We start from the raw sequence: 16,079 nt of genomic DNA on the forward strand, positions 1-16,079 counted from the left end.
ATAAATATCATCAATTGAGAAAGCACTTTTAATTCTCTTTTATATAATTTCGTTTTTTTCATCTTCGATTAATGAAATATTAATATTGTTTATAGTATAAATTGAATCCAAAATTTCATTTAGTTTTTGAGTCTTCTCTAGAAAAATATGCAAATATTTAATAGAGTAATAATCATCAAATTGCTTATTATAAAGAGTTCCAGCAATTTTTGTTATTGCTAACTCACCATTTTTAATTGTTGTTTTTAAATAATTTTCAAAGTCTTTATCTCTAAAGGTTATAATCACATTTCCAAAATAAATACCAATCAAATATTCAGAGCATGCACTTTCCAATTTTTCAATATTATAATCAGTAGAACTTGTAATAATATCAACTGGAATTGGTCTTGGCAATTCAACTAATGACCTACACAACTCTTCAAAAGATATTATCTCTGAAGTTATTCTAGTATCTATCTTTTTTATTGCTTTTTTGAATATCCCATTCAAGTCTTTCCCATTTGGGTTGAGATATTGCAACGCTTCCTCAATAGTATCAAATATCTTAGAAAAAACATAGTATTGAACCCTTGGATTACCACTGTTAAGTTTTTTTACTTCTTCACATTGAAAATCTGATACATTTTCATAAAACATATCAATATAATTACGTTGCTCTTCCTTATTAAATCCTTCTAGCTTAATCATAGTTGTTCCGTAAGGTAATTCAAAATTTTCTAATCGTTCTGTTCTTGATGTAACTAAAATTGAAATATTTTCTGGTAAAGTAATTTTCAAAAGTTTGTCTGCAAAACAGGTATCTCCTAATACTTCTGATGCTGAATAACTATTGTCAACCGCATCTAACACTAATAATATAACTGCTTCTTTATTAATTGCTTTTACATAATTAGATGCTTGTTTAAGTATAATCGAAAAATTTTTAAATAGTCACTTTCATCTAAATTAGTTTTAACAAGAAATGACGTGTAACAATTTTAATGCTAATTCATTGCTTAACTGTACTATAGCATTTTTGTATGTATGTAATGGTGTGGATGGATCTAAATATAATCCACCAACAAAACAATCATATAATAATACTAATGAGCCAATTGGCAATTCACTTTCTAAATCAGACACTACTGTAGTCTTACCTATTCCTCCAGTTGCATGTAAACAAATATATTGCTTTCTACTAATAATTATTTCTATGACAATATCATCGCTAATATTTCTCTTAATATATTTTTGTGATTTTATTACTTGTGAATTAGCAGGAAACAAACCATATGGAATTGTATTAAAGAAATTTGCCATAGTATTTTTGTCAATTGACACTGCATCATTTTCCTCTGGAGACATTTATTTTTTTATAAATTGAATTAGCTTATCATAATTATTTTTCAAATATAACACTCCCAATCTAGCCAAAGAACTAATTACCTCTGATTCATGTATATCTCTTATGTCACTTCCACATTCACTCAAATCAATACATTTTAAAAAACCTACAAATTCTGTGGTACTCAACTTTGACTTTTTGTAAAATGACTTTAAATACTCATGATTTTCTTTAGGTAGTACATTCTTTAAACTGAGATAATTTTTACAATCATTCTTTTCAATTTCTTCATTACAATTATCTATAAGCTTTTTAAAGTTCTCTTCTATAGTTCTATTGATTACTAATTTTAGCCTTAATTTCTCTATATCTTTAGGATACTTTTTTTAAAAATCTTTATATATCTGTGCTAGTCGTTGAATAATTGAATTATCTTTTCTTGAATTTGTAGATACTGATAAAGACGAAAGTGTCCAAGGTAAATCACCATAGCGAATACTATATTTTAATTGAGAAAAAATCACTCTACTTGCATCTTCATATTTTTTCCTTCAAAATACTCAGCAACATCTATTGATAATAATGACTTTTCATCATCCTCAATACTTGGTTCTTCTACATAGAATGCTTCCAGCTCTGTATCAGGTTCTAACAATTGAAATGATTTTTTAGCAGACCAAATGAAATGAAAATTATCTCCTTCATTTGACTCCCTTGCTCCTGTTGCTTCCTTCATAGTAAATTAACCTCTCTCATCTCACAATATTTTAATAAATTATTATATTTTTCAAAACTTATTTTATATATCTATAATAAGTTCTAATTTTAATATTCTACAAAATTCTAAGTATTCCTCTTCATTTCCCACAAGTATACCAAAATTCATTTGTGTTTCTTCATATTAGGTAAATATCAATTAAATAGAATGATTTTATTTCTTTTTTTAATAAAGATAAAAGCTCCTCATTTTTTCGTTGTATACTAACCACTTTTCCCCTGATTTTTTACACAAAATAGGTGCTCATTTCTGAACGTCTAGGCATAAAAAAGAGATACTATTTTCACAGTATCCCATAACTTTTAATTTTATTCTATCTTAACCCTCCATATTGATAACCACAGAAACGTTAATATATTTTTTCAACTGTTTATTACGAATTTTATCACCCTCATTTTTAAAAACAAAATGGTTCAAGAAATGCCTAAAATTAAGGCTTTCTACATATCTTTTCTTTGCATCAACGCTACAGTCTCCACATGTGTAGAATGAGGGAACATATCTACAGGCTGTGCCTCAATACATTTAAATCCATGCATATTTAGATAATCTAAATCCCTTGCTAAAGTAGAAGGATTACAAGAAACATAAACAATTCTCTCAGGATTCATTGAAATAATTGTCTCTAAAACCTTTTCGTCACAACCCTTTCTAGGTGGATCTACAACTACAACATTAGCAGCCTTACCCTCACTATACATCTTAGGGACAACCTCTTCTGCCTTACCCACATAAAATTCAGCATTATGTATATTGTTTAACCTAGCATTTACTTTAGCATCTTTTATAGCATCTTCTATAATTTCTATTCCATAAACTTTTTTAGCCTTTTGTGCTAAAAATAAAGATATTGTACCTATACCACAATAAATATCAAAAACAGTATCAGTATCCTTTAAATCTGCATATTCAAGAGCTTTATCATATAATACCTTAGTTTGTATAGGATTTACTTGGAAAAATGATAATGGAGAAATCTCAAATACTAAATCTCCTATATAATCATTTATTTTACCATCTCCATACACAACTATATTCTCTTTTCCAAGAATGGCATTCGTATTTTTTTCATTTATATTTACAACTAAAGTCTTAAATCCAGGTATATTTTCCTCTAATACTGAAGCTAATTCTTTAAGATATGGAAGTCTATTTCCATTAGCAACTAATACAACCATTACTTCTTTAGTCGTAAATCCAATTTTTGTCACCAAATGTCTAATTACTCCAGTCTGAGCCTTTTCATCATATATGCTTACCTTATAAGCTCTTATATATGTTTTTATTATCTTAACAATTTTATCATTTAGTTCATGTTGTATTACGCATTTTTCTGTCGATATTACATCGTGAGTCTTCTTTTTATAAAAACCAATAATAGGAACTCCATTGTTCTTTTGTATTGGAAATTGAGCTTTATTTCTATATCTATATGGCTTCTCCATGCCTATAGTATCATGAACTATCACATCATCCAACTTACCTATTCTTGTAAGTACTTGTTTAACTTCATTTGTTTTCATTTCAAGTTGTTTATTATAGTCTAAATCTTGTATTTGGCACCCTCCACAATCCTTAAGATTGTCACTACACACTCTTTTTACTCTAAATGGAGACTTCTCTATTATTTCAACAATGTCTCCTACTGCATAATTTTTCTTGACCTTATTAATTTTAACTTTAACTTTATCTTGTATTAATCCGCCCTCTACAAAAACTGTAATACCATTGTACTTTCCAACGCCTACTCCACCTTGTCCAATGTCTACTATATCTACAATATACATCTCGTTTTTTGAAAGCATAAATCACCCTCCAATCACCATATTAAATTTAAACCCTTACAAATTTTTTTCTTTAAATTTATATTAAAATCGTGCTATTAACTAAACTATATTTTTTACTAAGCTACAATATTTTATTTTACCAAAAAAAAAGGAGCTTATAAAGCCCCTTGACAAAATAAATTTATTATTTTCTTATAAAACTCTAGTTGAACCTCTATATATTACACCTCTTGATGCATCTACTGTTACAACTTCTCCATCTGTTACTAGATTAGTTATATCATTTGCAGACACAACAACTGGTATATCTAAATTTATTCCTACAATAGCTGTATGCGATGTCATTCCACCATTTTCAGTTACTACAGCTCCTGCTTTTTCTATATAATTGTTCATTTCAGCATCAGTAGTTGTAGAAACTAATATATCTCCTTTATTGAAGTCTACACAAGTATCTCCATTTTTTATTATACGAACTTTACCTTCTACTGTTTGATTACCTACACCTATCCCTTGAACAATTTCTTCACTTATTACATGAACTTTTATTAAGTTAGTAGTTCCGCTCACTCCTACTGGTACTCCAGCAGTTATAACTACTAGTTCTCCATTATCTATATAATCCGCTTGTCTAGCTGCTTCTATTGCCTTTTCTATAACTTCATCTGTATTTCCTGCAACAGAAGATTTAACTGGATAAACTCCCCATGTAAGAGCTAGTTTATTCATAGTTTTTTCATTATTTGTAGTAGCTATTATTGGAGATTTTGGTCTAAATTTAGACACCATTCTAGCAGTATAACCTGAAGAAGTAGATGTTATTATAGCTGATGCATTTAAATCTACAGCTGTTGTACAAGTAGCATGACTTATTGCATCTGTTACTGTAACATTATTAGTACCATTTTCCTTTAACAATCTATCATAATCCAAAGTTTCTTCTGTTCTTTTTGCTATTGTAGCCATCATCTTTACAGCTTCTACAGGATATTTCCCAGCAGCAGTTTCTCCAGATAACATTATTGCATCTGTTCCATCATATATAGCATTAGCTACGTCTGTAACTTCTGCTCTTGTTGGTCTTGGATTTCTTATCATAGAATCAAGCATTTGTGTAGCAGTTACAACTGGTTTTGCTAATTCATTACATTTTTTTATCATCATTTTCTGAACTATTGGCATTTCTTCAGTAGGTATTTCAACACCTAAATCACCTCTAGCTACCATTATACCATCAGAGACTTTTAATATTTCATCTAAGTTTTCTACACCTTCTTGATTTTCTATCTTAGATATAATTTGTATATCAGTTGCATTGTTATTCTCTAAGATTTCTCTTATTGCTAGTACATCCGATGCTTTTCTTACAAATGAAGCAGCTATATAGTCTATACCTTGACTTATTCCAAATTCTATGTCGCTTATATCTTTAGGAGTTATTGCTGGTAAATTTATTTTTACACCAGGCACATTTACTCCTTTATGATTTTTTACTATTCCAGAATTTTCAACGATACATATTATATCTTCACCTTTTATTTCTTTTACTCTTAAACCAACTAAACCATCATCTATTAGTATAGAATCTCCTACTTTAACATCTTCAGCAAGACCTTTATAACTTACTGTACATATTTCTTTAGTTCCTACAACATCTTTCATAGTTATAGTAAATTTTTGTCCTTCTTCTAAAGATACCTCTGGGTCTGCAAAATTACCTGTTCTAATTTCTGGACCTTTAGTATCTAATAATATAGCAACTGGTTTATTTAGTTTTTCTCTAACTTTTTTTGCCATATCTATTCTTTCCTTGTGTTCTTCATGTGAACCATGGGAAAAGTTAAATCTGCACACATTAAGACCATTTTGCATAAGTTGAGTTAAAACTTCTTCACTTTGTGACGCTGGCCCTAGCGTACAAACAATTTTTGTTTTCTTTACATTATTTAACATATTTGCTCCTCCTGAAATATTATTTCACAGATTTATTTTAAATACTAAAATTTATATAGATAATATTTTTGCCATTTCATAAGCTTCTTTATCAAAAACTTTCTTTTGAGATAAAGCTTCACTTATTTCTAAGTCAATTATTTTGTTTTCTTTTATTCCGACAACTCTAGCCGACTTTCCATCTAGTAATAATTCTACAGCTCTTACACCAAGTCTGCTTGCTAGTATTCTATCAAATACAGTTGGGCTTCCTCCTCTTTGAACATGACCTAATACAGTTACTCTTAAGTCTGCTCCTGATTCCTTTTTAAGCTCCTTCTCTAAATCGCTAGCACTTCCAACTCCTTCTGCCAACACGATTATACTGTGTCTCTTACCTCTTTTTTGAGTAGTCTTTAATCTTAAAGCAACTTCATCTACTTTAATCTCTACTTCTGGTACTATTATAGTTTCAGCTCCCCCTGCAAGACCTGCATATAAAGCTAAATCTCCACAGTGTCTTCCCATAACTTCTACTATATTAACTCTTTCATGAGATGATGATGTATCTCTTATTTTACCTATAGCATCTATAATAGTATTCATTGCAGTGTCAAATCCTATAGTATAATCTGTATATGCTAAGTCATTATCTATAGTTCCTGGTATACCTATAGCTGGAAATCCTAAGTCACTAAGTTTTTGAGCTCCTGTAAATGAACCGTCTCCTCCAATTACAACTAAGCAGTCAATTTTATACTTTTTAAGAATTTTTACTGCCTTTAATCTACCTTCTTCTGTTTTGAATTCTTCACATCTAGAAGATTTTAATATAGTTCCTCCTCTGTGTATAATATCTCCAACAGAAGATAAGTTCATTTCAGTTAAATCTTCTTCTAATAATCCCTTATATCCTCTATTGATTCCATATACTTTGCATCCATAATATATTGCTGACCTTACAACCGCTCTAATTGCAGCATTCATTCCTGGAGCATCTCCTCCACTTGTTAGTAATCCTATAGTTTTCATTTTTTACCTCCTTGGATTTTATGTCAAATTTTTATTATAATCATTCTTATCATATCTTAATGGACTTTTTTCGTCCCTATATCATTTTTCAATCCCATCAAGACTAAAAAAATTAAATGTCCTTAAATGTCCATTTTGTGATATTATATCACAAAACGGACAATATTTTTCATATTATTATAATATATTTAGATTTTTATCCAAAAAATTAAGCTTTTATCTTTATGTTATCCTTAGGAAGTAATCTTTCTAAATTGTTTACAAATTCATCACATATAAAAGTCGATACTCCTGTCATTTTATATGCTTTGCGCTTACCATTTATATTTTCATCCATAGGATATAAGTATATACTGTCATTACCTGGATATTGTTTTGCTATTTCTATAATACTGTAAGTTGTATCTGTATCAGACATACTATCTATTTTTAAATACAGTTTTTTACCACTTTCTAATTTAACATTTTGTACATTTTTAGTTCTTACTGAATTATATTTTTTAGCTTCAAAATCAGTATTGTCTTTTATATCTTTTATTTCTCTAGCTATAAGTTTTGCATTTTCGCCTTCTTTTATACTTAATGTTCCTTTTACATAAATTATATTGTCTTCATTCAAAATAACATTATATTTTTGTAATAACTGAGGAAAAACTATTATTTCTATTGCACCATATAAATCTTCCAACTCAATAAATGCCATAATTTCATTTCTTTTTGTGGTTTTTATCGTTTTATTTACAATCATCCCACCCATTATTGCATCTGTTTCATTCATTTGTATATATGACTCTTCATCCTCTTTTAATGAATTTAACTTTCCATTATCTATAGATGTTTTTTCTTGTAATTCTTTTTCAAATTGCGATAAAGGATGCCCACTTACATACATTCCCAGAACTTCTTTTTCAAGATTAAGTCTCTCTCTTTCTTCATATTCTGGTCTTTTAGGTAGATTATATATTTGTTGAAAGTCGCTATCTTCTTCACTATCTCCAAAAGCATCAAATAATGAAATTTGACCTTGAACATTTTTCTTTCTGTCCATAGATACACTTTCTAGTAAAGTTTCATAACCAGCCATCAAACTAGCTCTATTTTCACTTATATTATCAAAAGCTCCACATTTTATTAAACTTTCTATTACTCTCTTATTTGTATCTTTTTGGTCTAATCTCTTAACTAAATCAACTAAGTCTATAAATAATCCATTAGACTCTCTTTCATCAATTATATTGTTTATTATATTCACACCAACATTTTTTACAGCAGCCAGGCCAAACCTTATGTTGTCACCTTCAACCGAGAATTTTGAAAAACTTTTATTTATGTCTGGTGGCAACACATCTATATCTAATGCTTTACATTCTCTTATATATTCAACTACCTTATCAGTATTTCCCATAACACTAGTTATTAAAGCTGCCATAAACTCAACAGGATAATATGTTTTTAAATAAGCTGTCTCATATGCTAAAACTCCATATGCAGCTGCATGTGATTTATTAAATGCATAACGAGCAAAATCTATCATATCATCAAATATTTTATTGGCTATTTCCTCTTCTACACCATTTCTAACACATCCTGCAATTTCTATGTTACCATCTTCATCAAATTTCCCATGAATAAAATATTGTCTTTCTTCTTCCATTACATCCATTTTTTTCTTACTCATGGCTCTTCTAACCAAGTCACTACGACCATAACTATATCCACCTAAATCTCTAACAACTTGCATAACTTGTTCTTGATATACCAAACATCCATATGTAACTTCCATTATTGGTTTTAATTTCTCATGTAAGTATGTTACATCTTTTGGATTACTTTTATTTTTTATATATGCTGGTATAGAGTCCATAGGACCTGGTCTAAATAGAGATATACCCGCTACAATATCTTCAAAATTATCTGGCTTCAGCTGTTTCATAAAACTTCTCATACCAGCACTTTCTAACTGGAATACTCCTAAAGTATTTCCAGATGAAAGCATTTCATATACTTTTGGATCATCATAGTCCATCTTTGAAAAATCTATATTTTCAGTATAATTTTTTATTGTTCTATTCTTTTCTATTAAATCAAGTGCATCTCTTATAACTGTAAGTGTTCTTAATCCAAGAAAGTCCATCTTTAAAAGACCAAGTTCTTCAAGTGTTGTCATAGTAAATTGAGTTGTGATTGCATCTTGATGCTTGTATAGAGGTACATACTCGTCTACAGGATTTTTGGATATAACAACTCCTGCTGCATGAGTGGAAGCATGTCTTAACATTCCCTCTATTTGCTTTGATATATTGATTATCTCTTTTGTTTCAGGGTCTTGGTCATATAAATCCTTAAGGTTTGGATTTGTATCTAATGCCTTATCTATCGTCATTCCTAAAGCAAATGGTATTTCTTTGGCTATCTTATCAACCTTATTGTAGCCTATATCTAATACTCTTCCGACATCTCTTATTGCAGCTTTTGCACCCATTGTTCCAAAAGTTATTATTTGTGCAACATGGTCATCACCATATTTTCGCTTTACATAGTCTATAACTTCTTCTCTTCTTTCATAGCAAAAATCTATATCTATATCTGGCATAGATATACGTTCTGGATTTAGAAAACGTTCAAATAGGAGAGAATATTTTATTGGGTCTATATCAGTTATCTTAAGTGTATATGCTACTATTGAACCTGCCGCACTACCTCTACCTGGTCCTACTATAATATTATTTTCTTTAGAAAAATTTATAAAGTCCCAAACTATTAAAAAGTATTCCACATAACCCATTTTTTCAATTACATCTAATTCATAATTTAATCTATCTAGTATCTCACTATCAGGATTATCATATCTCTCTTTTAATCCATTAAAACACAATTCTCTTAAATAAGTTTCTGGTGTATATCCATCTGGTACATCGTATTTAGGAAGATGTATAGTATTAAAATCAAACTCTACATTACACATATCAGCTATTTTTACAGTATTATCAATAGCCTCTAGTGCATATGGGAATAATTCTTCCATCTCTTCTCTTGATTTCAGATAAAACTCATCACTTCCAAATCTCATTCTATTTGGGTCATTTACTGTTTTACCCATTTGAATACACATAAGAACATCATGTATTTTTGAATCCTCTTTATTTACATAGTGGACATCATTAGTAGCAACTAATGGAATACCAAGTTCTTTGGATAATTTCACCAAACCAGAATTCACTTCTCTCTGTTCTGGTAAATTATGGTCTTGAATTTCTAAGAAGAAATTTTCTTCACCAAATATATCTCTGTAATCAATGGCAAACTTTTTTGCTTTTTCATAATTTCTATTCATCAAAGCACGTGCAACATCTCCTGCAAGACATGCAGAAAGTGCTATAATCCCTTCACAATGCTTTCTAAGTTCTTCCATATCGACTCTAGGCTTATAGTAAAAGCCTTCTACATATGAAGTCGATACTATTTTTATCAAATTTTTATAGCCTTCCATATTCTTAGCTAATAAAACTAAATGTCCTTGATATTTATCATAATTAGGGTCTTTATCTCTTAATCCACGCGCAGCTGTATAAACTTCACACCCTATAATTGGTTTTATTCCTTCTTCTATAGCTGTTTTATAAAAATCTATAACACCAAACATACAGCCATGGTCAGTAATAGCAATTGAACTCATATTTAATTCTTTAGCTCTTTTTATAAGTTTTTTCACCCTCGAAAATCCATCAAGTAAACTATACTCAGTATGTACATGAAGATGAGCAAAATCTTTTTCCATTAAATCACCTCCTGTTTTATAAATTTAATTTTACCACAAATACACGTCTTAAAACAAAAACAGAGACTTTTATCTCAAAATAGGAATTAACTTCCACCTATAGCCCTATATGTTGAAATTAATTCTTATTTTGAGATTGTCCCCTCAAATTTATTATAATGATTTTTTTTTCAAGTCTGTTGCGATTTCTTCTATTTTTCTAAGTCTATGATTGACACCAGATTTTCCTATTGGCGGGTCTAACATCTCTCCAAGCTCCTTGAGAGTCATATCTTCATACTCAATTCTAATCTTGGCTATTTCTTGTAAATTTTCTGGTAAGCTACTAATCCCTATAGTTTCTTGTATTAGTCTAATATTTTCTACTTGTCTTACGGCTGCATTTACTGTTTTAGAAAGGTTAGCTGTCTCGCAATTTACTATTCTGTTTACATTGTTTCTCATTTCTTTTACTATTTTAGTATTTTGGAGACTTAAAAGAGCGTGGTGTCCTCCTATAATACTTAACAAATCTGATATTTGTTCACTCTCTTTAAGATAAACAACATAGTTATTTTTTCTAGCCACAATTTTACTATTAAAGCCTAAAGAATTTATAAGTTCTTTTAATGAATCTGCAAAATCCTCATTGTTCGTTACAAATTCCATATGATAGTTTTTTTCTGGGTCACTTATAGAACCTGCACCAAGAAAAGCTCCTCTTATAAAGGCTCTTTTACATCCATCATGTTTAACTAAACTTTCTGGAACTATATTTATAGTAAAAAATCCCTCTTTTTCTTCCAATACACCTAACTTTTTTAATAACATTTCTGAACCCATTTCACTTGTTACCATTAACACATAACTATTATTTCTCTTTAACATTTGATTTTTATTTACAGAAATTGTAGTATTTATGCTGAAATTCTTTTTTAATAACTTAAAGACTTTACGGGCTATTGAGTTTAATTCTGTTGTTATTTTTAAATTTAGTTTTTTATATCCAACAATTTGTATACTTCCCCCTGATTTAACTAGAGCTGACAGTTCAGCTATATTACAACATTCATTCTCAGATACAATTCTCGCTAGTTCATTTTTGGTTTCAGTTGAAAAAGACATATATATCACCCATTAACTAATTTTTCTTTAACCTTTTTTTTATTTCTTGTAAGGCAACCTTTATTATCTCCTTTTCATCATCATACCTAGCTAGGTCTACCACTCTATCTAGATGGATAAATTTAGCATCAATAAAGCCTTCCTCTTTTTGTGGAATAGTATCCATATTTTTCGCTTGCATTAAGTACCAAAAAACTGTTTTATGAACTGCTCTATTTTCATCCCAGTTTTCTTTGAATGTATAGTGTATTTCACCTAAATATTTCAATATATCTGCTTTTACTCCAGTTTCTTCACTTACTTCACGTAACGCTGCCTCTTGGTTATTTTCCCCTTCTTCTACTTTTCCTTTGGGTAGCACCCAATCTCCATTGAACTTCCTTAGTAAAAGAATTGTATTGCCAAACAGGACTACACCACCAGCACTAACCTCTTCTCTCATCGATGTTCACTCCTTAAAACTAACATAATGATAAGGATTTCTACACTTTTTTTTAAAATCCTTTTTTACTAACTTTTGTTGTAATTATGACTTAGGGCTAACTCAATAACTATGTTAGATATATATTTTGCATCATGTCTTATATAATTATTTTTTATTTCAATCAAATTTTTTTCTACAGTTTTTATACCCATCTCTTTTAACTTATCTTTTTGTTTTTTATCTAGTAAAACCTGTTCTGCTCCATCTTGTTTATATAAATCAAGCATTCCTTCTGGCAATATTTCGTTATTTGCTATCACATAATCTATCAAATTATTGTCAGTATGCTTTATTATCGCATTAACATGTTCTAATACATTATATCCTTCTGTTTCCCCTGGCTGAGTCATTATATTTGATATATACACTTTTGGTGCTAAAGAGGCTTTAATGGCGTCTACAACACCATCTACAAGTAGATTTGGTATTATACTCGTATATAAACTTCCAGGACCCATAATTATAATATCAGCATCATAAATAGATGCAATAACATCTCCTAATGGTTTAACATCTTTAGGATTTAAGAAAATTTCATCAATAGAACTTTTTTGATTCTTTGATTCTTCAGGTATACTAGATTCACCATTTACTATTTCACCATTTTTTAATTTAGCAACTAAGTTTACATCTTCTAGTGTTACTGGCAAAACCCTACCTGTTATAGCAAAAATCTCACTTAATTTATACACAGCTTTTTCAAAGTTTCCATATAATCCATTCATAGCAGCTAAAAATAGATTTCCAAAACTTTGACCTTTTAAAAGTCCTTCTGTAAACCTATATTGCATAACTTCATTCATAGTTGGTTCTATATTTGCAAGTGCTAATAGGCAATTTCTTATATCTCCTGGTGGAAGCATTCCTAAGTCTTCTCTTAATACTCCTGAACCTCCACCATCATCAGCAACAGTAACAATCGCAGTTATATTCTGTGTAGAGTGTTTAAGCCCCCTCAGAAACACTGATTGACCAGTTCCTCCACCTATTACTACTACATTGGGGTCTCTATTTTCGATAACAGACCTCTGAAATAACCTTACTTTTTCATTTTTTGCTTTCTTATATATAAATAACGATACAATTAATGCAATCCAACCTAAAATTCCTACAATAATAAGTAATTTAGCCATGTTTGCCTCCATTATCGTAACATAGAGTCTCTGTGTTTTTTTACAACTCTATATCCTTTATTAGATAAATCCTCCGCTATAAGATTTGTTATAGTAACTGACCTATGTCTTCCACCTGTACATCCAACACCAATTACTAGATGTTGTTTTCCTTCTTCTATATATTGAGGTACTAAGAAATGAATCATATCTAAAAGCTTCACATAAAATTCTTCACTAATTTTAGAATTCATGACATAATCTCTGACTTCTTTATCGTCACCAGTTTTAGATCTCAATTCTTCAATATAATATGGATTAGGAAGAAATCTTACATCGAATACTAAATCTGCGTCAGCAAGTATACCATGTTTAAATCCAAAAGATACTACAGATATAGTTAGATTAGGATTCTCTTCACCAGAAGAGTATATTTTCTTTATTTCTTCCTTAAGGTCTTTCGGTTTCATATTAGTTGTGTCAATTATGCATGTAGAAAATCCCTTTAAAGGCTCCATTATTTTTCTTTCCATTTTTATACCTTCTGGAATTTGCATGTCTTTCGCCAATGGGTGATTTCTCCTTGTCATTTTATATCTCTTTAACAATACATCATCATTACAATCTAAATACACCATTTCATATTCATAATTTTCTTTTTCCAAGTAGTTTAAACTCTCATGAAGAGCTTCAAAAAACTTTCTTCCTCTTATATCTATACCTAAAGCAACTTTATCAATACTTGAGTTTGGTTGATAACATAATTCTGCAAATTTAGTTATCAAAGCAGGAGGTAGATTATCTACACAATAAAATCCCATATCCTCTAAAGCTCTCATTGTTTCACTTTTTCCAGACCCTGAAAGACCTGTAACTATAACAAATTTCATTGCTAACTCCTCCTTTTTATCTTCAGTCTATTACACTTTTATCTTTTGTTTATTACACTATAATATTTTCTACTAATGATATATCCATATTTGAATCATATACAGCTTTCATAGCTCGTTTAAAATCACCCACTCTTTCTGGGCAATGTGCATCTGACCCTATTATAAATTTATTTCCTATTTCTTTTATTTCGTTTATTTGTTTTACATTTAAAAAAGAATGGCTACTATTTATTTCAAGCCTCGTATCTGTCTTTTTTGCTACCTTTGCTACTTCTTCTATATATACATCACCTTTATCACCAGGATGTGTAATTACAAAAATATCATTATTATTCATAGCATTTATTACAGCTTTTGTATTATACTCTTTTGCTTTTTCAGTTTTAAAAATATAATTATTACAATGATTTAATAAACTTCCAAATGATGTAGGAGTAGAACCAAAATGGTATCCAGCCATGATATAGTCAAGTTCTTTTATAAATTTGTCATCCATGTCTATATTACCTTTATCATCTAATATGTTACACTCCATACCCAAAAGTATATTTATATCACTATATTTATCATTCAAAGAATTTACGTCTTCTCTCATTTTATGAATATCTTTCGTCTTTACACCATATGCAATATGCTTATAACTATGGTCTGATATTCCTATTGTCTTTATCCCTTTAGCAATGGCCACCTTTACATTATCTTCAATAGTTCCCTTACCATGACTATATAATGTATGTGTATGATAATCAGCCAATATCTTCATTTGTTAATCCTCTCCAAGTATTTTGACTTCTTCTTCCAACATAACCCCAAACTTGGCATATACAGAACTTTTTATAACATATATTAAATCTAAAATATCTTTAGCACTTGCTTCTCCTAAATTAACCACAAATCCACAATGCTTCTCAGATACTTGAGCACCTCTCAAAGTAAGTCCTCTTAATCCAGTTTCTTCTATTAACTTACCTGCAAAATATCCTGTTGGTCTTTTAAATGTACTTCCTGCACTAGCAAAATTTAATGGTTGCTTAGTTGTTCTTCTTGTTGTTAAATCATCCATTAAACTTTTTATTTCATCATAATTTCCTTTTTGCAAATCTATTTCTGCTGATAAAGCTATATATCCATTTTTCGCTATTATACTTTTTCTATACCCAAATTCCATCTGTTCATTTGACAGTTCAAAGATATTGCCTTCCATATCTATTAATCTTACTGATTTTACTATATCTTTCATTTCACCACCATATGCTCCTGCATTCATGGCTAATGCTCCACCTAATGTTCCAGGTATACCTGAGGCAAACTCAAATCCTTTTAGTTCTTGTTTTTGTAGAGCTTTACCTAAAACAGATAATAAAGCTCCTGACTGAGCAATTATTTTAGTACCCTTTATCTCATAAGAATTAAAGTTGTCTGCAAGTTCTATTACTATGCCTCTTATTCCACCATCTTTAATTAGAATATTCGAACCATTTCCAATTATTAAATATGGCATAGATTCTTTTTTCACTAACTGAAGTACATTTTTTAGCTGTTCTTCAGTTCTAGGTCTAACCAATATATCTGCTGGACCTCCAACTCTAAATGAGATATGTTTTTTCATAGGTTCATCTATTTTTATATCATCTTTGCTTAATATATTTAATAAATTTTCATATATATCTTGATTATTCATTGTATTTCCTCCCAAATTATACTAAACTTCAGTTGTCAGTATTGTCTAAATTATATTAATGTATAGTATTAACTATATTCAATAATATATGATTTTGCTTATCATACAGATTTCATATTTTTAAGTTTTTTAATTCCAAACTATATTCAATAAATATATAATAAAGTAAAA

13 protein-coding genes are annotated in these 16,079 nt (G+C 29.6%); all 13 read right to left on the minus strand.

Going from position 1 to position 16,079, the window contains the following annotated elements; translation table 11 throughout:
- Nucleotides 1-39: 39 nt before the first annotated feature.
- Nucleotides 40-852, minus strand: coding sequence for a hypothetical protein (locus KGF46_RS16460; RefSeq protein WP_227862178.1), 813 nt, complete (start codon nucleotides 850-852; stop codon nucleotides 40-42).
- Between the two features lie 102 nt (nucleotides 853-954).
- The gene (locus tag KGF46_RS16465) at nucleotides 955-1,323 is read right to left on the minus strand and encodes a hypothetical protein (protein ID WP_227862179.1); all 369 of its coding nucleotides are present in this window, start codon (nucleotides 1,321-1,323) and stop codon (nucleotides 955-957) included.
- A gap of 524 nt (nucleotides 1,324-1,847) precedes the next feature.
- Nucleotides 1,848-2,063 carry a hypothetical protein gene (locus KGF46_RS16470; protein ID WP_227862180.1) on the minus strand — a complete coding sequence of 72 codons (216 nt, stop codon included), beginning with the start codon at nucleotides 2,061-2,063 and terminating at the stop codon, nucleotides 1,848-1,850.
- A 482-nt stretch (nucleotides 2,064-2,545) separates the two neighbouring features.
- Complete coding sequence (gene rlmD, locus KGF46_RS16475) at nucleotides 2,546-3,910, minus strand: 23S rRNA (uracil(1939)-C(5))-methyltransferase RlmD (protein WP_227862181.1); 1,365 nt, start codon at nucleotides 3,908-3,910, stop codon at nucleotides 2,546-2,548.
- Between the two features lie 174 nt (nucleotides 3,911-4,084).
- Nucleotides 4,085-5,845, minus strand: a complete 1,761-nt coding sequence (pyk, locus tag KGF46_RS16480) for a pyruvate kinase (protein ID WP_227830026.1) — start codon at nucleotides 5,843-5,845, stop codon at nucleotides 4,085-4,087.
- 51 nt (nucleotides 5,846-5,896) lie between these two features.
- Nucleotides 5,897-6,856, minus strand: a complete 960-nt coding sequence (pfkA, locus tag KGF46_RS16485) for a 6-phosphofructokinase (RefSeq protein ID WP_227830027.1) — start codon at nucleotides 6,854-6,856, stop codon at nucleotides 5,897-5,899.
- A 208-nt stretch (nucleotides 6,857-7,064) separates the two neighbouring features.
- Nucleotides 7,065-10,634, minus strand: coding sequence for a DNA polymerase III subunit alpha (locus tag KGF46_RS16490; RefSeq protein ID WP_227830028.1), 3,570 nt, complete (start codon nucleotides 10,632-10,634; stop codon nucleotides 7,065-7,067).
- A 153-nt stretch (nucleotides 10,635-10,787) separates the two neighbouring features.
- Nucleotides 10,788-11,738, minus strand: coding sequence for a DNA-binding protein WhiA (whiA, locus tag KGF46_RS16495; protein ID WP_227830029.1), 951 nt, complete (start codon nucleotides 11,736-11,738; stop codon nucleotides 10,788-10,790).
- Between the two features lie 16 nt (nucleotides 11,739-11,754).
- Complete coding sequence (locus KGF46_RS16500; RefSeq protein WP_003416968.1) at nucleotides 11,755-12,180, minus strand: NUDIX hydrolase; 426 nt, start codon at nucleotides 12,178-12,180, stop codon at nucleotides 11,755-11,757.
- Nucleotides 12,181-12,248: 68 nt separating this feature from the next.
- Entirely contained in the window at nucleotides 12,249-13,355 is a 1,107-nt protein-coding gene (locus KGF46_RS16505) for a gluconeogenesis factor YvcK family protein (RefSeq protein WP_227830030.1), read from the minus strand.
- 11 nt (nucleotides 13,356-13,366) lie between these two features.
- Nucleotides 13,367-14,224: an RNase adapter RapZ gene (gene rapZ / locus KGF46_RS16510; protein ID WP_227830031.1), complete on the minus strand. Its 858-nt coding sequence runs from the start codon at nucleotides 14,222-14,224 to the stop codon at nucleotides 13,367-13,369.
- Between the two features lie 52 nt (nucleotides 14,225-14,276).
- Nucleotides 14,277-14,990: a PHP domain-containing protein gene (locus tag KGF46_RS16515; RefSeq protein ID WP_227830032.1), complete on the minus strand. Its 714-nt coding sequence runs from the start codon at nucleotides 14,988-14,990 to the stop codon at nucleotides 14,277-14,279.
- Between the two features lie 3 nt (nucleotides 14,991-14,993).
- Nucleotides 14,994-15,908: a UDP-N-acetylmuramate dehydrogenase gene (gene murB / locus KGF46_RS16520; RefSeq protein WP_227830033.1), complete on the minus strand. Its 915-nt coding sequence runs from the start codon at nucleotides 15,906-15,908 to the stop codon at nucleotides 14,994-14,996.
- Nucleotides 15,909-16,079: the final 171 nt, after the last annotated feature.

This window comes from Clostridioides sp. ZZV14-6153, assembly GCF_020657855.1.
Lineage (GTDB): Bacteria > Bacillota > Clostridia > Peptostreptococcales > Peptostreptococcaceae > Clostridioides.